Origin of the sequence: Nocardioides marinisabuli (assembly GCF_013466785.1) — a bacterium.
Taxonomy (GTDB): Bacteria; Actinomycetota; Actinomycetes; order Propionibacteriales; family Nocardioidaceae; genus Nocardioides; species Nocardioides marinisabuli.
Genome location: NZ_CP059163.1, coordinates 3,364,023 through 3,385,761, shown reverse-complemented (window position 1 = coordinate 3,385,761; position 21,739 = coordinate 3,364,023). Strand labels below are relative to the sequence as shown.

Here is a 21,739-nt window from a genome sequence, read left to right as displayed (position 1 = left end):
TTCCGAGGAGGGAGGGGCGGCGTCAAGCCGCCGGGGGGATGGACGAGGGGCCCGCCGCCGGTGTGGCGACGGGCCCCCGACCGAGCTACTTGCGGACCGTGAAGCGCAGGTTCTGCGCCACCGACTCCGTGGTGTCGTCACCGAGGTAGGTCACGACGACCTTCTTGCTGCCGGGCTGGCCGAAGGTCTTGGTGACCTTGATGACCACGCGACCGTTGTCGTTGAGGCGGCCGGCGAACGTCTGGCCGCCCGGGACGCGGACCCGGACGCGACCGTCGGCGGCCTCGTCACCGACGAGGACCCGGCTGATGACCTTGATCTTGGTCTTGCGGGCCACGACCTTGCCGGGCTTGCGCTTGAGCTTGAGCGTCGGCTGGGCCTTGACGACGGGGAGCTCCGCGGTGACGCCCTGCTCGCTGGTCAGGGTGATCGAGTCCCCGGCGAGCTCGACGGGGACGTCGACGACGATGCTGGCGCTGCGGTCGGTGACCGGGAAGGTGCCGAGCTCGGCGCCGCCACCCGTCACGGTCACCGAGGAGTCCTCGGGCGACCCGAGGGACGTGAGACCGAGCTTGGACACCTCGATGGTCTCGGTGGCACCGGCGTTGACGCCGCTCTCGTCGGTGTCGACGAGCATCTGGCGCTGGTCGTGGTCGGGGCTGATCGGCGAGCTGTCGGCGATGTAGTCGCGGAAGAGCTCGGCGTCGCTGATTCCCGAGTCGGTGACCTCGGCGTTGCGGAAGGCGCGGAAGTTGTCGTTGCCTTCGGCCAGGAAGTTGAAGGTCGCCACCGAGTACGTCGCCTCAGGGTCGACCTCCTCGCCGTCGATCTTCAGGGACAGGATGTGCTCGCCGGTCTCCGCGGTGGGGTCGGCGACCACGTCGACGTTCTCGGAGGCGCCGAGCGCCAGGTAGGGACGGCTCGGAGCCGGGTCCTCCGGGGTCTCGGCGGTCTGCCACTGCTGGTCGAAGATCGTGATCAGGTCGGCGCCGCTGAGCTCCGCGGTGACGATGGTGTTGCCGAACGGCAGCACCGAGTTCGCCTCGGCGAAGGTGACGACACCGTCGGTGTTCTGCGGGTTCTCGGCAGTGTTGCCGGCGAAGCGGAAGTCCGCGCGCAGGCCACCGGGGTTGGTCAGGCCGATGTCCGGCTCACCGAACGGCAGCCCGTCGAGCAGCGCCTGGGCGACCAGGTGCGACATGGCCGACTCCTCGGCACGGTTGTCGCGCCCGCCGCCGGTCCACTCACCGTCGACGTAGGACCCGCCGCCGAAGGCGGTGGTGATGTCGTCGGTGATCTGGCCGACCGGCTGGTTGCCGACCTCGGCGGCGAACGCGAGGGCCGCGTCGGTGATCTCCTTGACCTCGGCGACCCGCGGGAACGACAGGTCCTCCTCGGCGGCACGGGCCACGTTGGTGCCCGTCGAGGCCGTGACGTCGCCGGTCGCGGGGTCGACGCTCAGGTCGATCTGGCCGATGTTCTCGCCGTACGAACCGGTCTGGACGATCGGGCGGGTGCCGGCCTCACCGGGGACGGGGGCGTCCCAGGCGTACTGCTTGTGGGTGTGCCCGGTGAAGATGGCGTCGACCTCGGCGTCGGTCTCGTTCACGATGTCGGCGAACGCACCGCCGGCCGCGACCTCCTCCTCGAGCGAGGAGCCGTCGGGGATGCCGGCGCCGGCGCCCTCGTGGAACTCGGCCACGATCACGTCGGCCTCGCCGTTGGTCTCGTCGCCGTCGGAGAGCTGCTCGGCCACCCGGTTGACGGCCTCGACGGGGTCGCCGAACTCGAGCCCGGCCACGCCGCTGGCGCTGACCAGGGTCGGCGTCTCCTGGGTGACGGCGCCGATGACACCGACCGTGACCCCGTCGACCTCGAACGTGTCGTACTCGCGCATGGCAGGGGTCTGGGTGCCCTCGGCGTAGACGTTGGCGCCGAGGTAGTTCCAGTCGGCGAGCGCGCCCACCCGACCGGTGAGGTCGTCGAAGCCCTTGTCGAACTCGTGGTTGCCCACGGCGGAGGAGGCGAGCTCGAGGACGTTGAGGACCTCGATCGTCGGCTCGTCGTCCTGGACGTTCGAGGCGAAGACCGACGCACCGATGTTGTCGCCGGCGGAGAGGAAGAGGGTGTTCGCCTCGCCCTGCTCGGCACGGATCTGCTCGATCGTCGTGGCGAACTTGGTGGTGTTGGCGTCGATGCGACCGTGGAAGTCGTTGATGTTCAGCAGCGTGATGGTGACGGAGTCGGCGGCGTAGGCCGCCGTGGAGGTGGTGAGGGTCAGGGCGCTGGCCGCGAGGCCGAGCCCGAGCCCAGCAGCGAGGGGGCGGGTGGCCCGCCCTGCCCATGTGCGAGACGACACGTGTGAGGGTCCTTACGGTTTACCGGATACGACGAGCGCAAGGTATCCCCCTGGGCTCGCAGAATCACGACCGCCACATGAACCACACGTGTCCAGGGCGTGCTTTGGCGCAATCCGGTCAACCAGTGCCAAATCGACCGGTCAGGATCGACAGTTCTCACCATGGCCCTGGCGGGCAAAGAGCCCTCTCAGGCGCGGGGGCCGCGCAACGTGTGGCGCTGCTTCCACACGTCGCGGAAGAACTCCCAGCCCGACCACAGGGTCAGCGCCACGGCCACGGCCAGCAGCACCTGGGCGACGTAGAAGAGCACCTCGCCGGGCACCTCGAGGGCCGAGGGCAGGTCGGGGTCGCGCAGCGGCAGGGTCAGGCCACCGAGCGCCAGCGCCTGCACCGTGGTCTTCCACTTGCCGAGGTCCTTGGCGGCCAGCACGACCCGCTTGGCGATCGAGAGGCGCATCAGGGTGACGCTCCACTCGCGCAGCAGCACGACGATGGCCACCCACCACCAGATGTCACCGACGATCGCGAGGCCGATCAGCGCCATGCCGGTGATGGCCTTGTCGGCGATGGGGTCGGCGATCTTGCCGAAGTCGGTGACCAGGTTGCGGGCCCGGGCGATGTCGCCGTCGATCTTGTCGGTGATCATCGCCAGCGCGAAGATCACGTAGGCCACGGTGCGCCAGGTGGCGGAGTCGCCCCCGTCGACCAGGAGCGCGGCGCCGAAGAACGGCACCATCACGATGCGCAGCGTGGTCAGCGCGTTGGGCAGGTTCCAGTTGCTGGGGGGCGCCGCCTGCTCGCTGGTGGGCTCGGTCATCGGATCTCCTCCGCGATCAGGTCGACGCCGTCGGTACCGGTCACCAGGGCCGGCACCAGGTCGCCGATGCGCAGCCCGGTGGAGTCGGGCAGGTAGGTGGTGCCGTCGACCTCGGGACCCTGGTGGGCGGCGCGGCCGGCGACCAGCGGGTCGCCGTCCTCGTCGACGAGGCCCTCGACGAGCACCTCGACGCGCTCGCCGATGCGCTCCTCGGCGCGCTCGGCGTTGAGCTGCTCGACCAGGGCGGTGACGTGCTCGGTGCGCGCGCGCACCTCGTCCTCGTCGAGCTTGCCGTCGAGGCGGGCCGCCTCGGTGCCGTCCTCGTCGGAGTAGCCGAAGACGCCGGTGACGTCCATCCGCGCGGCGACCAGGAAGTCGCACAGCGTCTCGAGGTCGTCCTCGCTCTCCCCGGGGAAGCCGACGATCACGTTGGAGCGCACCCCGGCCAGCGGGGCGAAGGAGCGGACCTGCTCGAGCAGGCCCAGGAAGCTCTCGGGGTCGCCGAAGCGACGCATCCGGCGCAGCACCGCGTTGCTGGCGTGCTGGAAGGAGAGGTCGAAGTAGGGCACCACGCCGGGCGTGGTGGCGATCGCCTCGATCAGCCCGGGCCTGGTCTCGGCGGGCTGCAGGTAGGAGACCCGCACCCGGTCGACGCCCTCGATCGCCGCCAGCTCGGGCAGCATCGTCTCGAGCAGGCGCAGGTCGCCGAGGTCCTTGCCGTAGGACGTGGAGTTCTCCGAGACCAGGAACAGCTCGCGCACCCCCTGGGTGCCCAGCCACCGGCCCTCGGCCAGCACGTCGGCGGGCCGCCGCGAGACGAACGAGCCGCGGAAGGCCGGGATGGCGCAGAACGAGCAGCGCCGGTCGCAGCCCGAGGCCAGCTTGAGCGGTGCCATCGGGCCCGAGTCGAGCCGGCGGCGTACGGCGCGCGGACCGGTCGCGGGACCGCCCTGGCCGACCGTGGTGACGTCGCCGTGGCCGGGCACGGCCAGCTCGGTGGCCGCGCGGTCGACCGGGCTGATCGGCAGCAGCCGGCGCCGGTCCTGGGGCGTGTGCGCCTGGTGGGTCTCCCCCGCCACGATCGAGCGCAGCCGCGCCGCGATCTCGGGGTAGTCGTCGAAGCCGAGCACCGCGTCGGCCTCGGGCAGCGACTCGGCCAGGTCCTTGCCGTAGCGCTCGGCCAGGCAGCCCACGGCCACCACGGCCTGCGCCCTGCCGCCGTGCTCGGTCTTGAGGTCGGCGGCCTGGAGCAGGGTGTCGACGGAGTCCTTCTTGGCCGCCTCGACGAAGCCGCAGGTGTTGACCACGACCGTGTCGGCCTCGGCGGCGTCGTCGACCAGCCGGAACCCGCCGGCCTCGAGCCGGCCGGCGAGCTCCTCGGAGTCGACCTCGTTGCGTGCGCACCCGAGGGTCACCATCGCCACCGACAGCAGGTCGGGGCCTGCGTGGTCGGTGGCGGCGGTCTGGTCAGGGGCGGCTGGTGTCTGGGTGCTCATGGCTGCCTCGAGTATGGCGGCCGGGCGCCCAGCGGCGCGAACCAGCGCTCACCGACCGGCGACGAACGTGTTCTGCGCCTCCTGGCCGGTGCTGCCCAGCGCCCCCTGGTCGACGCCGTCGACGCTGACCTCGAGCGAGCCGTCGCTGGACTGCACGCGCACCGGCTGCGAGACCTTGGTCAGCACCTTGGTCTCGCCGAAGGACAGGGCGCCCTTGTAGACCAGTTCGTTGACGCCGTCACGCACGACGACCTCGGCGCCGCCGCCCGCCGCGGTGAGCACCACGGGCACCGGGTCGCCGGCGCTCGTCGAGCCCGCCGTCGACAGCTGCGGCACGGGGTCGCGCAGCTCGACCGGGCTGTCGGTGATCAGGCGCGCGACCGACCAGGCCAGCACCAGCGCCATCACCGCGGCGATCAGCACCGACCAGTTCGGGCCGCCGCGGGTGGCGCGGATCGCGCCGCCCGAGCCGAGCTCGGCCTCGAAGACGCGGCGCGGGTTGATCGGGGCGTCGGCGTACCGCTCGTCGTAGTGCGCCAGCAGCGGGGTGGCGTCGATGCCGAGCACGCGGGCCAGCGTGCGCAGGTGGCCGCGGGCGTAGAAGTCGCCGCCGCAGGGCGCGAAGTCGTCGACCTCGATCGACTCGATCACGTGCGGCCGGATGCGGGTGCGGTCGGCCAGCTGGTCGACGGTGAGCCCCAGCCGGGTGCGCGCTGCGGCCAGCTCGGGGCCGACGACCGGGTCGGCGGCCGGCTCGCCCAGGTCGTCGAGCACGATCGGCTCGACGGCCGAGCCCTCCGTGGCGATCGGGCGCACGCGCCCGTCGCGCTGGCTCCACTGCACGGTGTCCTCGACCAGCGAGACGCTGCCCGGGCGGCGCAGCTCACGGGCCTCGGGCAGCCGCAGCGCGGTGTCGTCGCTCGCGTGGGCGTCCAGGCGCAGCGCGTTGGCCCCGAAGACCTGGGTCTGGTCCTGGTCGTCGCGGGCCACGGTCACGTCGCTGCGGATCTCGGCCCGCACCGCGGTCACCGGGTCGCGCAGGGGCGCGGGGGTGGCGCTGGCGTACGACGCCGCCGGCGCCTGCGCCGGCTCGCTCCCGGTGGCCGTACCGGCGGCCGGGACCCCAGCGGGGCTGGCACCGGGGCGGAACCGGTCGGGCAGGCCGGAGGCGACCCGCTCGATGGCGTGGGCCAGCAGCGGCCGCGGGTCGGGCAGGTGGTGGCGCGCCGGCTCGGTCTCCTCGTCGGCGACCACCTCGGTCGCGTCCTTCACGTCGGCCTCGAGAGCGACCTGGTCGTCGACGTCGACGACCTCTGACTCCGGCTCGACGTCGGCGCGGGTGGCGGCCCACTCGTCCTCGTCGACGTACTCGTAGCCCTCGATCTGGGCGACCTCGGTCGCGCCGCCGGCCAGCTCGTCGAGCGCGGCGACCAGGTCGGAGCCCTCGGTCACGCCGGTCACGGTCGTCGACATCGCCAGGGGCACGCTGCGCGGCTCGTCCTCGCCGGCGAGCACGTCGAGCGACCCGTCGCGCCACCAGCTGCGGCGCGGCAGCACCTCGACCGCGTCGATGTCCGTCCAGGGCAGGCCGTGCCAGGTGCGTCCGCGGCGCAGCCGCACCCCGTGCTCGTCGGCCACGAAGAGCGGCGCCCGACTGTCAGCCAGGGTGGCCAGGTGCACCGCGGCGATCGCGCCCACCAGCGTGAGCAGCGCCCAGTCCAGGGGGCTGCCGCCGCCGGCGACGCGGGCGACGTACGCCGCCGCCACCAGCGCGGCGACCACGCCGAGCGGGGCGGCCACGCGCACGTCGCGGCGCACCTCGACGACGGTGGGACCGCTGGTCTCCTCGGTGGTGGCCTCGTCGGTGCGGGTCGGGTCCATCTGGTGCTCGCTCACATCTCCCCCTGCAGGATCGCGATCAGTCCGTCGACTTCATCGGGCTTGATCAGCACGTCACGTGCCTTCGAGCCCTCGGAGGGACCGACCACGCCACGGGACTCCATGATGTCCATGAGGCGACCGGCCTTGGCGAAGCCCACACGGAGCTTGCGCTGCAGCATCGAGGTGGAGCCGAACTGGGTGGAGACGACCAGCTCGATGGCCTGGATGACCAGGTCCATGTCGTCGCCGATGTCGTCGTCCAGGTCGCGCTTGGCGGCCGCCGGGGCGGTGACGTCCTCGCGGTAGGTCGGCTCCAGCTGGGTCTTGCAGTGCTGGACGACCTGGGCGATCTCGGCCTCGGTGACCCACGAGCCCTGCACGCGCACCGCCTTGGAGGCGCCCATCGGCAGGAACAGCCCGTCACCCTGCCCGACCAGCTTCTCCGCACCCGGCTGGTCGAGGATGACCCGGCTGTCGGAGAGGCTGGAGGTGGCGAAGGCCAGCCGGCTGGGCACGTTGGCCTTGATCAGGCCGGTGACCACGTCGACGCTGGGGCGCTGGGTGGCCAGCACCAGGTGGATGCCGGCCGCGCGGGCCAGCTGGGTGATCCGCACGACCGCGTCCTCGACGTCGCGCGGGGCGACCATCATCAGGTCGGCGAGCTCGTCGACGATGACCAGCAGGTAGGGGTAGGGCGAGAGCTCGCGCTCGCTGCCCGGGGGCACCTCGACCTTGCCGGCGCGCACCGCCTTGTTGAAGTCGTCGATGTGGCGGAAGCCGAAGTTGGCCAGGTCGTCGTAGCGCATGTCCATCTCGCGCACGACCCAGGCCAGCGCCTCGGCGGCCTTCTTGGGGTTGGTGATGATCGGGGTGATCAGGTGCGGCACGCCCTCGTAGGCGTTCAGCTCGACCCGCTTGGGGTCGACCATGATCATCCGCACCTCGTCGGGCGTGGAGCGCATCAGGATCGAGGTGATCATCGAGTTGATGAAGCTCGACTTGCCCGAGCCGGTGGCACCGGCGACCAGCAGGTGCGGCATCTTCGCGAGGTTCGCGACCACGAAGCCGCCCTCGACGTCCTTGCCCAGGCCGCAGACCATCGGGTGGTGGTCGCCGCGCGCGGCGCCCGAGCGCAGCACGTCGCCGAGGCTGACGATCTCCTTGTCGATGTTGGGGATCTCGATGCCGATCGCGGACTTGCCGGGGATCGGGCTGAGGATCCGCACGTCGGCCGAGGCGACGGCGTACGCGATGTTCTTGCTGAGCGCGGTGACCTTCTCGACCTTGATGCCGGCGCCGAGCTCGACCTCGTAGCGGGTCACGGTCGGTCCGCGGGTGTAGCCGGTCACCTGGGCGTCGATGCCGAACTCGTCCATCACCCCGGTGAGCCGCTCGACGACGTCGTCGCTGGCCTTCGATCGGGCCTTGTGCACCGAGCCGGGCTTGAGGACCTCGTTGGCGGGCAGCGAGTAGGTGATGTCGCCCGAGAGCGAGAGCTGCTCCACGCGCGGGGGCAGCGGCGAGTGCGGCGGTGGCTCGAGCTCCTCCTTCGCGGCCGCGGGCTCGGCGACGACCGGGGGCGGTGCCGGGGCGAAGATGTCGACGCCGACGCTGCTGTCCTCGCGCTCGCCGCGCGCGGCCTGCTGCTCGACGGTGAGGTCCTCGTCCAGGGCCACGTCGAGGGCGTCGCGCTCCCGCTTGCGCTTGCGCTTGTCGATCTCGCGGTCGCTGAGCACCGGGGTGTCGTACGCCGGGTCGCCCATGTCGGGGTCGATCTCGTCGTCGCCCCGGCGAGCGCGCCCGCCCGGGGCCCGGTCGTCCTCGTCGAGGTGGCGGCCCAGGGCCTGGTCGCGCAGGGCGGCCAGCTTGTCGGGGACCTGGTAGACGGGGGTGGCGGTGACCACCAGCACGCCGAAGGCCACGAGCATCAGCAGCAGCGGCACGACGACGTACGTCGAGCGGAGCAGGTCGAGCAGCAGCGAGGAGACGACGTAGCCCACGGCTCCCCCGCCGGCCTGCAGCGGGGTCGCGTCGCCGGCGACCGGCTGGGGGCTGTCGTTGGCGATGTGCACGATGCCGAGCAGGCCGAAGGCGAGCGCGGTCCACCCGATGACCTGCCGGCCGGCGGGGCCGTTGCTGACCGGGTCGCGCATCGTGCGCCACCCGACCCACACCAGCGCCATCGGCACGAACCAGCCGAGCTTGCCGACCGAGCCGGCCACGGCGGTGCGCACCGGGTCGGTGACCGGGCTCTGGATCTGGAACCACACCGCACCGGCCGTCACGACCGCCAGCGCCAGCAGCAGCAGACCGGCGCCGTCGCGGCGGTGCTCGGGGTCGAGGTCGCGGGCGCTGCGCCCGATCCCCCGGGCGACCGCACCGATCGCGTGCGCGACGGCGAGCCACACGGCACCGATGCCGCGCGCGATCGCGCCGAGCGTCAGCAGCACCGGGCTGGGCCCGCTGCGCACCGCGCGCGGGGCCGGCCGCTTGGCCGTGCTGCTCTTCTTGGTCGGGGTGCGCTTGGAGGTCGACGGGCGCTTGCCGGTCGAGCTCGCGCGCGCAGCGCTGGTGGTGGAGGTACTCCGAGGTCGGGTGCCTGAGCTGCCGGACCGGGTCGAGGACCCGTTCGTGGACGTGCTCGTGCTCCGCGACCCCGGCGGGGAAGACGTACGGGTCGCCATGCTGGCCACCCTAGGCGAACGCCTCTCCCGTCCCAGGGATTAACACCCGTCCCACCCTCACGTGTCGCTTGAGGGTTGTGCGCTGCGGGAGTTTCATCGGGTACCCGATGGAACTCGCGCTACCTGGCTGAAACTTCAGCCGGGTGCCGCCACCTTCATCGGGGACCCGATGAAACTCCCGCGACCACCCCGAGCCGCGGCCGCCCTCAGGACTCGATGACCACCGGGATGATCATCGGGCGGCGGCGGTGGGTGCCGGAGACCCAGCGCCCGATCACCCGGCGCACCGTCTGCTGCAGCTGGTAGGTGTCGGTGTTGCCCTCGGCCACGGCGAGGTCGAGGGCCTCGATGATGGCGGGCTTGACCTCCTCGAAGCTGGCGGTCTCGATGGCGTTGCCGCGGGCGTGGATCTCGGGGCCGCTGGCGACCTTGCCGGTGACCGAGTCCATCACCACGATGACGGAGATGAAGCCCTCCTCACCGAGGATGCGGCGGTCCTTGAGGTCCGACTCGGTGACGTCGCCGACCGAGGAACCGTCGACGTAGACGTAGCCGCAGTCGACCTTGCCCACGATCTCGGCGACCCCGTCGACGAGATCGACCACGACGCCGTCCTCGGCGATCACCACGTGGGGGACGCCGGTCATCCGGGCCAGGGCGGCGTTGGCCTGCATGTGCCGGATCTCGCCGTGCACCGGGAGCACGTTGCGCGGCTTGACGATGTTGTAGCAGTAGAGGAGCTCGCCGGCCGAGGCGTGGCCGCTGACGTGGACCATCGCGTTGCCCTTGTGCACGACCCGCGCGCCCCAGCGGGCCAGGCCGTTGATGACGCGGTAGACCGCGTTCTCGTTGCCGGGGATCAGGCTGGAGGCGAGCAGGACGGTGTCGCCCTCCTCGATGTGCACGATGTGGTGGTTGCGCTGGGCGATGCGGCTCAACGCGCTCATCGGCTCGCCCTGCGAGCCGGTGGAGATCAGCACCTGGTGCTCGGCCGGCAGCTGCGCGAGCTGCTTGGCCTCCACCACCGTGTTGGGCGGCACCTTGAGGTAGCCCAGGTCGCGGGCGATGCCCATGTTGCGCACCATCGAGCGCCCCACCCACGCCACCTGGCGCTCGTGGGCGTACGCCGCGTCGAGGACCTGCTGGACCCGGTGGATGTGGGAGGCGAAGCAGGCCACGATGATCCGCTGCTCGGACTCGCGGAAGACCTGGTCGATGACCGGGGTGATGGCCTTCTCGGTGGGGGTGAACCCGGGGGTCTCGGCGTTGGTGGAGTCGGTGAGGAAGAGGTCGACGCCCTCCTCCCCCAGCCGCGCGAAGGCGCGCAGGTCGGTGATGCGACCGTCGAGGGGCAGCTGGTCCATCTTGAAGTCGCCGGTGTGCAGCACCATCCCGGCGCTGGTGCGGATCGCCACGGCCAGCGCGTCGGGGATGGAGTGGTTGACCGCCACGAACTCGAGCTCGAAGGGTCCGAAGGTGATCCGGTCGCCCTCGGTGACGACGTGGTGCACGGTCTCGCGCAGCCGGTGCTCGCGCAGCTTGGAGCCGAGCAGCGCCAGGGTCAGCTCGGAGCCGACCAGCGGGATGTCGCCGCGCTCGCGCAGCAGGTACGGCGTCGCGCCGATGTGGTCCTCGTGCCCGTGGGTGAGCACCAGGGCCTCGACGTCGTCGAGCCGGTCCCGGATCGAGGACCAGTCGGGCAGGATCAGGTCGACGCCGGGCTGGTGGTCCTCGGGGAACAGCACCCCGCAGTCGACGATGAGCAGGCGCCCGCGGTGCTCGAAGGCGGTCATGTTGCGCCCGACCTCGCCGAGTCCCCCGAAGGGGATGACCCGCAGGCCGTCGTCGGCCAGTGCGGGGGGTGCGGAGAGCTCGGGGTGGGGGTGAGACATGCAGGTCCTGTCCGGTGCGTCAGGCCTCGGTCGCACTGGCCGGCAGGAGCCCGGCCGCCACGAGACCGACGCGCAGCGCCGCGACCTCGTCGTCGTCGAGCGCCACCAGGGGCGCGCGGACGTTGCGGTTCTCGAGCACGCCCAGCAGCTGCAGCGCGGCCTTGGCGGTGGTGGCTCCGTAGTTGGCGACGCCCATCACGGCGTCGATCGCGGGGAGCAGCCGCGTGAAGATCTCGAGGGCACCGGCGTTGTCGCCGGCCGCGTGGGCGTCGGCCATGGCGCGCAGCTCGCGCCCGGCGACGTGGCCCACGACGCTGACGAAGCCGACGGCACCGTGCGCCAGGAAGCCGAGGTTGGCCTCGTCGTCACCGGAGTAGACGGCGTAGCCCAGCTGGCCCAGGCGCACCGCGCGCACCAGGTCACCCACGGCGTCCTTGACCGCGACCACGGTGGGCCAGGTGATGGCCTCCTCGTAGGTCGCCATGTCGATGGTGGTGCCGGTGCGGCCGGGCACGTCGTACAGCATCACCGGCAGGTCGGCGGCCTGCGAGACGCTGCGGAAGTGGTGCAGGACGCCGGCCGGGCCGGGCTTGTTGTAGTAGGGGGTGACCAGCAGCATCCCGTCGACGCCGATCTTCTCGGCCTGCTGGGCTAGCTCGATCGAGTGGGCGGTGGCGTTGGTGCCGACCCCGGCGATGACGACCGCGCGGTCGCCCACGGCGTCCTTGACCGCGGCGAGGATCCGTCCGTCCTCGGCGACCGTCGTGGTCGGCGACTCGCCGGTGGTGCCGGAGACGACGACCCCGTCGTTGCCGTGCTCGACGAGGTGGACGGCGATGCGCGCCGTGGCGTCGAGGTCGACGCTCCCGTCGGCGTGGAACGCGGTGGCCATCGCGGTGAGGACTCGGCCGAACGGCGCGGGGGTCGGCGCGGGGGTCGAGGTCATGGGAGCAGGTTATCGCTGGTTTCGAGAGGGTCGCTGCGCGCCTCCTCAACCAGCGAGCGGCACGACCTGCTCGGCGACCAGGCGCAGGTGGTCGAGGTCTCCCAGGTCGAGGGTCTGCAGGTAGAGGCGGGACTGCCCGGAGTCGCGGTAGCGCCCGATCGTGTCGACGACCTCCTCCACCGTGCCGGCCAGCCCGTTCGCCCGCAGCTCGTCGGGCTCACGACCGATGGCCGCGGCGCGGCGCGCCACCTCGGCGTCGGTCTCGCCGACGCACAGCACGAGGGCCGCGGAGTACACCAGCGACCCCGGGTCGCGGTCGATCGCCTCGCAGGCCGCCCGCACCCGGTCGTGCTGGGCCAGCCCCTCCTCGAAGGGCACGAACGGCAGATTGAACTCGTCGGCGTACGCCGCCGCGAGGGCCGGCGTGCGTCGGTGGCCGCGCCCGCCGATCAGCACCGGCGGGCCACCGCGGTGCCCGTCGCGCTGGACCGGCTTGGGCAGGCCGGGCGAGTCGAGCACCGAGTGGTGGCGCCCCTCGTAGGTGAACCCGCCCTCGGTGGACCACAGCCCGGTCACGACCGCGAGCTGCTCCTCGAACCGGTCGAAGCGCTCCCCCAGCGGCGGGAAGGGGATGGCGTACTTCTGGTGCTCGGCCTCGAACCACCCGGCTCCCAGGCCGAGCTCGACGCGCCCACCGCTCATCTGGTCGACGTTGGCGACCGAGATGGCGAGCGGCCCGGGGTGGCGGAAGGTGGCGCTGGTCATCATCGTGCCCAGGCGGATGGTGCTGGTCTCCCGGGCCAGCCCGGCCAGCGTGATCCAGGCGTCGCTGGGTCCGGGCAGGCCCGGCGTGCCCATGCCCAGGTAGTGGTCGGAGCGGAAGAACGCCCCGAACCCGAGTCGTTCCGCCTCCTGGGCCACCCGCAGCAGGTCGTCGTAGGTGGCGCCCTGCTGGGGCTCGGTGAAGATGCGCAGCTCCATGGCCCCCAGCCTGCCAGGTCGGCGACCGGCCCTCGTCAGCCGCGCAGGCGTTGGTGCACCAGCGCCACCACGTAGGAGACCCCTGCCAGTGCGCCGAGCTGGTAGTACGGCGCACCGTCCTGCCCGCGTGCGATCTCGACCACGAACATCACCAGCACCGCGGCGACCAGCGTCATGCCGGAGAAGAGGCTGGCGTCGGCGTCGAGCTTGTTGATGCGCTCGTCGCGGCGGTCGAGCAGACCGGCGATCGTCTCGCTGCGCCCGCTGAGCAGCAGCAGCACGCCCCCCAGCCCGAGCATCAGCACGAGCCCGCCGATCCCGAAGACCTCGTCACCCGCGACGAGCCCGGCCACGAGGTAGGCCAGGCCGATCAGGGCCGCGACCACCGGGACCAGCCAGCGTGCGCCCGAGCGGCGCGTGCGGACGGTGTCATTCCTCGTCATCGAACATCTCCTCCACGGTGGTCTCGAAGTACCGGGCCAGTGCCATCGCCAGCGGCAGCGACGGCAGGTACCGACCGGTCTCGATCGAGTTGATGGTCTGGCGCGAGACCGCCAGGGCCGCACCCAGGTCGCCCTGGGAGAGCCCCCGCTGCACGCGCAGGGACCGGACGGTGTTCTGCACCTGTCAAGGGTGCTTGACTCGCACCGAGCCTGTCAAGCGTGCTTGTCATCCGCTGTCTCGCACCCCGCATCACCGATTCGTCGATCGGTTGAACAACGCGGCGAGCCGTTGGTCGACCGATCGACGAACTCAGGAGGAGGGGTGGGTGCGGACGGCGGTCGCGGACGCCTCCAGGGCGCGCAGGGCCGGCAGCACGTGGTGCTCCAGCATGGGCGCCAAGTCGTCGTGACCCTCGCCGTCCAGCGACATCCAGCGCAGCTCGGCGATCTCGGCGGCGGCTCGGGGCTCCCCCGGCAGGGAGGCGGTGAAGACCGTCGAGTGCAGCTCGCGACCCGGCTCGTTGGCGGCCGGGGCCAGGTAGACGCCGAGCGGGGAGAGCGCGCCGGGGCCGCCGACGTCGAGCCCCACCTCCTCACGGGTCTCGCGCACCGCGGCGTCGTACGCCGACTCGCCGGGCTCGGGCTTGCCGCCGACGAGCATGAAGCGCGTGGTGCCGCGCTTGCGCACGGTGAGCACCTGCCCGTCGCGCACGAAGGCGACCGCTGCGACGACGATGCACTCCGCAGTCATGGGGCCAGGGCCCGGTCGACGGCGGCCTCGCAGTGCAGCCGGGTGGTCGCGAAGAGCGGCGCGCCAGCGGGGCGCTCCGACGGGTCGAGCAGCAGCTCGATCTCGGTGCAGCCCAGCACCACGGCCGCGCAGCCCTCGTCGACCAGCGCGGCGACCACCCGCTCGTACTCGCGCCGTGACTGCTCACGCACGACGCCGCGGCACAGCTCGTCGTAGATGACGGTGTCGACGAGCCGACGGTCGTCGGCGCCCGGCACCACGACGTCGAGCCCGTGCCCGCGCAGCCGGTCGGTGTAGAAGTCCTGCTCCATCGTGAAGCGGGTGCCGAGCAGCCCGACCCGGCGCACGCCCGACGCCACGACCGCCTCGGCCGTGGCGTCGGCGAGGTGCAGCAGGTCGATGCCCACGGCCGCCTGCACCCGGTCGGCGAGCTTGTGCATCGTGTTGGTGCACAGCACCAGGAAGTCGGCGCCGCCGGCCTCGAGCACCCGCGCCTCGCGGACCAGCAGCGCCGCCGCGTCGTCCCAACGCCCCTGCGACTGCATCTGCTCGACCACCGCGAAGTCGACCGAGGCCAGCAGCAGGTCGGCGGAGTGCAGCCCGCCGAGGCGCTGGGCCACCAGGGTGTTGAGCAGCCGGTAGTACTCGGCCGTCGACTCCCAGCTCATCCCGCCGATCAGGCCGATGCGCCTCACCGGCGCTCCCACCAGACCCAGTCGAGACCGAGGTCGGGGCGGGGCTCGCGACGGGTCTCGACCCACTGCTCGGCGTCGAATTCGGGGTAGGTCGCGTCGCCCGCGGGCTCCAGGTCGACCTCGGTGAGGACCTGGTGGGTGGCCAGGGGCAGGGCCAGGCGGTAGACCTCCCCTCCCCCGGCGACCACCACGTCGCCGGGCAGGCCGGCCGCGACCTCGAGCGCCTCGTCGAGGCTGCGCACGACACGCACGCCCTCGAAGCCGGGGTCGAAGCCGGGGTCGCGGGTCAGCACCACGGTGGTGCGTCCCGGCAGCGGCCGGCCGATGGAGTCCCAGGTGCGTCGGCCCATCACCAGCGTGTGGCCGAGCGTCTCGCGCTTGAAGTGCGCGAAGTCCTCCGGGATCCGCCAGGGGATGTCGCCGTCGGCGCCGATGACGCGGTTGCGGCCGTACGCCGCCACCAGCACCACCCGCTGGCCGGGCCGCAGGGAGGGGTGCGTCATACGGCGATCGGTGCCTTGATGACCGGGTGCGGGTCGTAGCCCTCGACGGCGATGTGCTCGAGCTCGAAGGCGTCGAGCGCGGTGACCGTGGGGTCCAGGCGCAGCGTCGGCAGGGCCCGCGGTTCACGGGTCAGCTGCAGCCGCGCCTGCTCGAGGTGGTTGGTGTAGAGGTGCGCGTCGCCGAGGGTGTGCACGAAGTCGCCGACCTCGAGGCCGGTCACCTGGGCGACCATGTGCGTGAGCAGCGCGTAGGAGGCGATGTTGAACGGCACGCCGAGGAAGGTGTCGGCCGAGCGCTGGTAGAGCTGGCACGAGAGCCGGCCGGGCCCGCCGTCGGGCGAGGGCGCGACGTAGAACTGGAAGAGCGTGTGGCACGGCGGCAGCGCCATGTCGTCGACGTCGGCGACGTTCCAGGCCGAGACGATGTGGCGCCGCGAGTCGGGGTTGGTGCGGATCTGCTCCACGACCTGCGCCAGCTGGTCGACGTGGCGTCCGTCGGGCGTGGGCCACGAGCGCCACTGGTGGCCGTAGACCGGGCCGAGGTCGCCGTTCTCGTCGGCCCACTCGTCCCAGATGCTGATGCCGCGCTCCTGCAGCCACGCCACGTTCGTGTCGCCGCGCAGGAACCACAGCAGCTCGCCGAAGACCGAGCGGGTGTGCACCTTCTTCGTCGTCACCAGCGGGAAGCCCGCACGCAGGTCGAAGCGCATCTGGTGGCCGAAGACGCTGAGCGTCCCGGTGCCGGTGCGGTCGGACTTCTCGACACCCTCGTCGAGGATGCGGCGGAGGAGGTCGAGGTAGGCCTGCACGCCTCGACCCTAGCGCCGCAGGTCGAGCTCGCCGGTGATGGTGGTGCGGGTCGCGCCGCCCACCCAGACCTCGTCGTCGTCGCCGTCACCCACGCGGTCGACGTGCACGCGGCCGCGGCGGCCGATCGCGGTGCCCTGCGCGGCGACGTACGACGACGCGAGGCGCTCGCCCAGCACCCGCTCCCCCAGCAGCCACTGGGCCAGGCCGGCGTTGAGGCTGCCGGTGACCGGGTCCTCGGGCACGCCGATGCCGGGGCAGAAGGCACGCACCTCGAGCGCCGTCTCCGAGCCCGGCGCGTGGGCGCCCACGACGCCGATCTCGAGGTCGTCGAAGGCCGACCAGTCCGGGCGCAGGCCCAGCACCGCGTCGGCGTCGCGCAGCAGCACCGCCACCCAGCCCGGGCCGTTGTCGACCCAGGCGGAGGCCACGACCTCGTCGGGCGCGACCCCCAGCGCGCGACGCACCCGGGCCAGGTCGGCCTCGTCGACGGGGCCCGAGCGCACCAGCGGCGGCGCGGCGAAGGCCAGGCGCTCCCCGTCGCGGCGTACGGCGACGAGACCGGCGCCGCACTCCTGCACGACCCGCTCGCCCCGGGGCCGCCCTCCGGCCTCGAGCCAGGCGTGGGCGGAGCCGAGGGTGGGGTGGCCGGCGAAGGGCAGCTCCTCGCCGGGGGTGAAGATCCGCAACCGGTAGTCGGCGCCGGGCAGCGTGGGCCGCAGCAGGAACGTGGTCTCCGAGAGGTTGGTCCAGCGCGCGAAGGCCGCCATCTGCTCGGTGGTCAGGTCGTCGGCGTCGTGGACGACCGCGACCGGGTTGCCGAGCAGCGGCTCGGTGCTGAACACGTCGACCTGGCTCATCCGCACGGCCCCGACCCTAGGCCGACTCTGGACAGCGGCGGAACCGGGAGCCTGCGGCCGGGTGCCTCAGCGGGCCAGCACCGGCTCGCCGTCGGCGCTGGAGACCCGCACGTGGTCGGTGCAGGAGCCCGAGCCGGTGAAGCAGGTGCGCAGCAGCCAGCCGCGCGCCTCCGAGAGCCGACGGAACTCGCCCGCCCCCGGCACCTGGGTGCCGTCGCCGACGACGTAGGTGATCGCGCCGGTGGTGCTGAAGACGGCGTCCAGCGCGACCTCGCCGCCACGCACCCCGGCCGGCCGCGCCGCCCGTCGTCGGTGTCGTAGACCCGCACCGGCGCCGTGCCGCCCGGCCCCACCCGGGTCAGCACGTAGCCGCCACCCGGGGAGAGGTGGGCGCCCACCCCACGCCGGGTGACGGCCGGCCCGAAGGGACCGTCGAAGGTGATGGTGGTCGGGCTGCTCTGCACCACCGTGGTCAGCCCGTCGACGTCGAGCAGCGTCGCGGGGCCCGCGGCCGGGACCTGCTCACCGCTCGGGTCGTCGAGCGGGCGCCACTCGTGCGACCCGGCGCCGTCGACGTAGTGCAGGGTCGGGCCCTCCAGCGAGAGCGGCCCGACGCCGGCCGGCGGCTCGTCGCCCGGCCCGAGCGGCACCAGGGGGCGCCGGCCCAGCTCGGCTCCGTCGGCGGTGTCGACGACGACCAGGTCGCCGCTCGGCGCCTCGACCCAGGCCACCCAGCCGCGCTCCCGCTCCCCGACGAGCGTCGCCCCGGGGGCCGAGCGCCCCAGCAGCAGCCGTTCACCGGTGGCCTCGGCGCGCACCACCCGTCCCTCGGAGTCGCCGTAGACGACCACGTCGAGCCGGCTGCCGAGGCCCACCAGCCGGCGCACCCCCGGCACCCGCAGCGCCCGGTCGCCGATCACCAGGTCGCCGGCCGCCGACCACGGCAGCGGCACCGAGGTGACCAGCTCGCGCACCTGCGCCGGGCCCAGGGCCTCGTCCCCCGGCGCCCCGTCGGGCGCCCCGTCGGGCCCACCTGCGCGCCACGTGCCCACGGCCACCAGCACCGCGAGGACCGCCAGCAGCGCCACGAGCCCGCGCGGCACCCGCCGGGCCGGGCGTTGCGCCGCGATGTCGGCGGCCGGCCGCCCGACCACCTCCACTCCTGCCGCCAGCTCGCGGGCCTCCTGCTCGAGGCCGGGCGTCGCGGGGTCACCGGGGCTGAGCCAGCAGCCCGAGAGAGCGGCCACCTCCTCGTCGGCCAGCCCGGCCACCGCCGACAGCACCACGCAGGTGCGCCGGTCGGGCTCGAGCCGGTCGAGCAGCGGCGCGAGCGGCGTCGGCTCCTGGCGCCACCAGGGGGTGCGGTCGCGGGCCCGCTCCTCCAGGACCAGCCGCCACACCTCGAGGTCGGGGCCCGGCCCCTCCCGCAGGTCGTGCCACTCGCGCCCGGCGCGCGCCAGCGCCCGGTCGGTCAGCGCGGCGGCGTGGCCCGGTGGGCTGCCCAGCACCGCCACCGCCTGCACCAGCGCGGTGCGTCTCGCGGCGACGTACGCCGCGAAGTCCTGCTCGTCGACGGCGCGCACGGGGAGGGAGGGTGGGCCAGGCGGGTCAGGGATGCAGCGACATCGGGCCGTAGACCCGGCGCTCGAGCTCGAAGAGGACCACCGCGTCGACACCCTCGTCGGCCAGGTCGGCGAAGGCCTCGCCCACCCACGACTCGGCGTCGGCCTGGCTGGTGAAGCGCTGGTCGGCCAGCTCGCCCTCGACGGCCACCTCGTTGCCGGCGGCGTCCTCGAGACGCCACCACCAGGGGCGCTCGCTGGGCGAGGGCGGGCGGAAGGTGGGGGGCTGCTCGGGCAGGTTCATCAGGACTCCTTCACCGACGGGTCGACGAACGGGGGCTTGGTGAGCTGGAAGATCTCGCGGCGGCCGCGGATGTCGACCCCGACCTCCGCCTCGGGGTGCACGGTCGCGGCCACCAGGGCCAGCCCGACCCCCTTGCGCAGCGTGGGGCTGAAGGTGCCCGAGGTGACCTCGCCGACCAGCACGTCGGCGCTCAGCGAGACGCTCATGCCCGGTCGCGGGATGCCCCGGCCGGTGGCCACGATGCCGCGCAGCACCCGCTTGGGCTTCTCGGCGCGCTCGCGCACCAGCACGTCCTTGCCCCAGAAGGCCGGCTTGTCCCAGCCGACCGCCCAGGCCATCCGCGCCTGCACCGGCGTGACGTCGAGGGAGATGTCCTGCCCGTGCAGCGGGTAGCCCATCTCGGTGCGCAGGGTGTCGCGCGCGCCCAGCCCGCACGGGGCGACGCCGTGCTCGGCGCCGGCCGCGAGCAGCGCGTCCCACACCGCGCCCGCGGCCTCGTTGGGCACCAGCAGCTCGTAGCCGCGCTCGCCGGTGTAGCCGGTGCGGCACACCACCACGGTGGCGTCGGCGTACGTCGCCTCCACGAAGCTCATGTAGTCGTGGTCGACCGGCAGCCCCATCGCGGTCATCACCTCGTCGCTGAGGGGGCCCTGGACGGCCAGCACGGCCAGGTCGCGGTGCCGGTCGACGACCTCGACACCCGCGGGGGCGGTGGCGGCCAGGCGGCGCACGACCTCGGCGGTGTTCGCGGCGTTGGGCACCAGCAGCACCCGCTCGTCGGAGTAGCGGTAGACGATCAGGTCGTCGACCACGCCGCCGGTCTCGTCGTCGCAGCACAGCGTGTACTGCGCCTGGCCGGGGCCGATGCGGTCGAGGTCGTTGGTCAGGCAGGCGTTGACGTACGCCGCCGCGCCGGGGCCGGTGACCTCGGCCTTGCCGAGGTGGCTGACGTCGAAGACGCCCACGCCCGAGCGGACCGCGGTGTGCTCGGCCACGACGCCCGTGGGGTACTCCAGCGGCATCTCCCAGCCGCCGAACGGGGCGGTCTTGGCCCCCAGCGCCAGGTGACGGTCGTGCAGCGGCGAGGTCAGCAGGTCGGCCATGGCGCGAACCTACCCCAGCCGCGGCAGCCCCACCGGGGGTGACGTGGGTCGCGCCGCGGGGTGGCGGTGCCATGGTTAGTGTGGCGCGGTGACCTCGTTTACCTTGAGCAGTGCCAGCCCCGCCAAGACCAAGACCGACGCCGTCGTCGTCGGTGTCGTGCAGAGCGAGCCGACCGGCCGCCGCGCGAGCAAGGAGGACGGCCCGGTCCTCGAGCTCGCCGCCGGCGCCGAGGACGTCGCCAGGGCCTACGGCCGCAAGCTGCGCCCGCTGCTGGCCTCCCTCGACGTCAAGGGCTCCGTCGGCGAGGTCACCCGGGTGCCCACCTCGGGCACGATCGGCGCACCGCTGCTGGTGCTCGTGGGCCTCGGCAAGGACCCCCAGCCCGCCGACCTGCGCCGCGCCGCCGGTGCCGCCTCCCGGGCCGTGACCAACGCCGCCGACGTCGCGCTCGCGCTGCCGGCCGAGACCGCCGCCGACGTGCGGGCCGTGGCCGAGGGCTGGGCGCTCGGCGCCTACACGTTCACGACGTACAAGCAGGACACCGCCAAGGACGCCACCACCGCCGGCGAGGTGGTGCTGCTGAGCAGCGCCGCACGCGACAAGCAGGTCGTCGCCGCCCTCGAGGAGGCCCAGGTCGTCACCCGGGCGGTCGCGGCCACCCGCGACTGGGTCAACACTCCCCCGGGCGACCTGCGCCCGCCAGCGTTCGCCGAGGCCGCGCAGGCGCGCGCCAAGGAGCTCGGCAAGGGCCGCGGCGCCCCCAAGATCACGCTGCGCGTCCTCGACGAGGTCGAGCTCGCCGAGCTCGGCTGCGGCGGCATCCTCGGCGTCGGCGTCGGCTCCTCCGCCCCGCCGCGCCTGGTCGAGATCAGCTACACGCCCAAGGGCGCGACGACCCACCTGGCCCTGGTCGGCAAGGGCATCACCTTCGACTCCGGCGGCCTGTCGATCAAGCCCGCGCAGGGCATGCACGAGATGAAGTCCGACATGGCCGGCGCCGCCGCGGTCATCCAGGCCACCTTCGCCATCGCCGAGCTCGGCCTGCCGGTCAAGGTCTCCTGCTTCGCGCCGATGGCCGAGAACATGGTCTCCGGCGACGCGACCCGGCCCGGCGACATCCTGAGCATGTACGGCGGCAAGACCGTCGAGGTGCTCAACACCGACGCCGAGGGTCGTCTCGTGCTCGGTGACGCGCTGGTGCGCGCCGTCGAGACCGAGCCCGACCTGATCGTCGACGTCGCCACGCTCACCGGTGCCATGGTCGTCGCGCTCGGCAACAAGATGGCCGGCGTGATGGGCTCCGAGGAGGTCGTGGCCAAGGTCGTCGAGGCCGGCGCCAGCGCCGGTGAGCCGATCTGGGCGATGCCGATCCCCGAGGAGATGAAGCAGCGCGTCACCTCCAGCAAGATCGCCGACCTCGCCCAGCACGACTGGGTGCGCTGGGGCGGCGGGCTCTTCGCCGGCGCGTTCCTGCGCGAGTTCACCGACGGGCGCCCCTGGGCGCACCTCGACATCGCCGGCCCGTCGTTCAACGCCGGCGGCCCCGACGGCCACCTGACCAACGGCGGCACCGGCTTCGCGGTGTCGACCCTCGTCGACCTGGCGCGCGGCCTGGCCTGAGCGCTCCCCACCACCACGGGGCGCCAGCGGGGG

Annotated in this window: 20 protein-coding genes; 2 read left to right on the top strand and 18 right to left on the bottom strand. The window is 73.1% G+C overall.

Features of this window, described 5'->3' with window-relative positions; all coding sequences use genetic code 11:
• Positions 1 to 85: 85 nt before the first annotated feature.
• The 5 genes from H0S66_RS16230 to H0S66_RS16210 form a co-directional block, all read right to left on the bottom strand.
• Entirely contained in the window at positions 86 to 2,359 is a 2,274-nt protein-coding gene (locus tag H0S66_RS16230) for a bifunctional metallophosphatase/5'-nucleotidase (RefSeq protein WP_179616296.1), read from the bottom strand.
• A gap of 188 nt (positions 2,360 to 2,547) precedes the next feature.
• Positions 2,548 to 3,177: a CDP-diacylglycerol--glycerol-3-phosphate 3-phosphatidyltransferase gene (gene pgsA, locus H0S66_RS16225; protein ID WP_179616295.1), complete on the bottom strand. Its 630-nt coding sequence runs from the start codon at positions 3,175 to 3,177 to the stop codon at positions 2,548 to 2,550.
• Positions 3,174 to 4,673 carry a 30S ribosomal protein S12 methylthiotransferase RimO gene (gene rimO, locus H0S66_RS16220; protein WP_179616294.1) on the bottom strand — a complete coding sequence of 500 codons (1,500 nt, stop codon included), beginning with the start codon at positions 4,671 to 4,673 and terminating at the stop codon, positions 3,174 to 3,176. Before rimO ends, pgsA begins: the two co-directional genes overlap by 4 nt.
• Positions 4,674 to 4,721: 48 nt before the next feature.
• The gene (locus H0S66_RS16215) at positions 4,722 to 6,569 is read right to left on the bottom strand and encodes a helix-turn-helix domain-containing protein (protein ID WP_179616293.1); all 1,848 of its coding nucleotides are present in this window, start codon (positions 6,567 to 6,569) and stop codon (positions 4,722 to 4,724) included.
• A complete protein-coding gene (locus H0S66_RS16210) occupies positions 6,566 to 9,004 on the bottom strand; it encodes a DNA translocase FtsK (RefSeq protein WP_258016952.1) in 2,439 nt (812 codons plus the stop codon). Before H0S66_RS16210 ends, H0S66_RS16215 begins: the two co-directional genes overlap by 4 nt.
• Between H0S66_RS16210 and H0S66_RS20685 the strand changes: the two genes are divergently transcribed.
• The gene (locus H0S66_RS20685; protein ID WP_246305170.1) at positions 8,970 to 9,281 is read left to right on the top strand and encodes a hypothetical protein; all 312 of its coding nucleotides are present in this window, start codon (positions 8,970 to 8,972) and stop codon (positions 9,279 to 9,281) included. The two genes, H0S66_RS16210 and H0S66_RS20685, sit on opposite strands and share 35 nt — an antisense overlap.
• Before the next feature lie 163 nt (positions 9,282 to 9,444).
• Here H0S66_RS20685 and H0S66_RS16205 read toward each other — a convergent pair whose 3' ends face one another.
• The 13 genes from H0S66_RS16205 to gcvT all read right to left on the bottom strand — a co-directional run bounded on the left by H0S66_RS16205 (position 9,445) and on the right by gcvT (position 20,085).
• Positions 9,445 to 11,130, bottom strand: coding sequence for a ribonuclease J (locus tag H0S66_RS16205; protein ID WP_179616291.1), 1,686 nt, complete (start codon positions 11,128 to 11,130; stop codon positions 9,445 to 9,447).
• Positions 11,131 to 11,149: 19 nt separating this feature from the next.
• Positions 11,150 to 12,076 (bottom strand): 4-hydroxy-tetrahydrodipicolinate synthase, encoded by a 927-nt coding sequence (dapA, locus tag H0S66_RS16200; protein ID WP_179616290.1) that lies wholly within the window; start codon positions 12,074 to 12,076, stop codon positions 11,150 to 11,152.
• Positions 12,077 to 12,121: 45 nt separating this feature from the next.
• A complete protein-coding gene (locus H0S66_RS16195; protein ID WP_179616289.1) occupies positions 12,122 to 13,057 on the bottom strand; it encodes an LLM class F420-dependent oxidoreductase in 936 nt (311 codons plus the stop codon).
• 35 nt (positions 13,058 to 13,092) lie between these two features.
• A complete protein-coding gene (locus H0S66_RS16190; RefSeq protein ID WP_179616288.1) occupies positions 13,093 to 13,500 on the bottom strand; it encodes a hypothetical protein in 408 nt (135 codons plus the stop codon).
• Entirely contained in the window at positions 13,487 to 13,681 is a 195-nt protein-coding gene (locus tag H0S66_RS16185; RefSeq protein WP_179616287.1) for a helix-turn-helix transcriptional regulator, read from the bottom strand. Before H0S66_RS16185 ends, H0S66_RS16190 begins: the two co-directional genes overlap by 14 nt.
• Positions 13,682 to 13,810: 129 nt before the next feature.
• Complete coding sequence (locus tag H0S66_RS16180; RefSeq protein ID WP_179616286.1) at positions 13,811 to 14,251, bottom strand: NUDIX hydrolase; 441 nt, start codon at positions 14,249 to 14,251, stop codon at positions 13,811 to 13,813.
• Positions 14,248 to 14,946, bottom strand: a complete 699-nt coding sequence (locus tag H0S66_RS16175; RefSeq protein ID WP_179616285.1) for an aspartate/glutamate racemase family protein — start codon at positions 14,944 to 14,946, stop codon at positions 14,248 to 14,250. Before H0S66_RS16175 ends, H0S66_RS16180 begins: the two co-directional genes overlap by 4 nt.
• Entirely contained in the window at positions 14,943 to 15,449 is a 507-nt protein-coding gene (locus H0S66_RS16170) for a dihydrofolate reductase (RefSeq protein WP_179616284.1), read from the bottom strand. Before H0S66_RS16170 ends, H0S66_RS16175 begins: the two co-directional genes overlap by 4 nt.
• Positions 15,446 to 16,258, bottom strand: coding sequence for a thymidylate synthase (locus H0S66_RS16165; protein WP_179616283.1), 813 nt, complete (start codon positions 16,256 to 16,258; stop codon positions 15,446 to 15,448). The genes H0S66_RS16170 and H0S66_RS16165 overlap by 4 nt, the downstream gene beginning before the upstream one ends.
• A 9-nt stretch (positions 16,259 to 16,267) precedes the next feature.
• Positions 16,268 to 17,116, bottom strand: coding sequence for a PhzF family phenazine biosynthesis protein (locus H0S66_RS16160; RefSeq protein ID WP_179617461.1), 849 nt, complete (start codon positions 17,114 to 17,116; stop codon positions 16,268 to 16,270).
• Complete coding sequence (locus H0S66_RS16155) at positions 17,113 to 18,699, bottom strand: hypothetical protein (protein ID WP_180923666.1); 1,587 nt, start codon at positions 18,697 to 18,699, stop codon at positions 17,113 to 17,115. Before H0S66_RS16155 ends, H0S66_RS16160 begins: the two co-directional genes overlap by 4 nt.
• 25 nt (positions 18,700 to 18,724) lie before the next feature.
• Positions 18,725 to 18,982, bottom strand: coding sequence for a hypothetical protein (locus tag H0S66_RS16150; RefSeq protein WP_179616281.1), 258 nt, complete (start codon positions 18,980 to 18,982; stop codon positions 18,725 to 18,727).
• Complete coding sequence (gcvT, locus tag H0S66_RS16145) at positions 18,982 to 20,085, bottom strand: glycine cleavage system aminomethyltransferase GcvT (protein WP_179616280.1); 1,104 nt, start codon at positions 20,083 to 20,085, stop codon at positions 18,982 to 18,984. Before gcvT ends, H0S66_RS16150 begins: the two co-directional genes overlap by 1 nt.
• 88 nt (positions 20,086 to 20,173) lie before the next feature.
• Between gcvT and H0S66_RS16140 the strand changes: the two genes are divergently transcribed.
• Complete coding sequence (locus tag H0S66_RS16140) at positions 20,174 to 21,706, top strand: leucyl aminopeptidase (protein ID WP_179616279.1); 1,533 nt, start codon at positions 20,174 to 20,176, stop codon at positions 21,704 to 21,706.
• Positions 21,707 to 21,739: the final 33 nt, after the last annotated feature.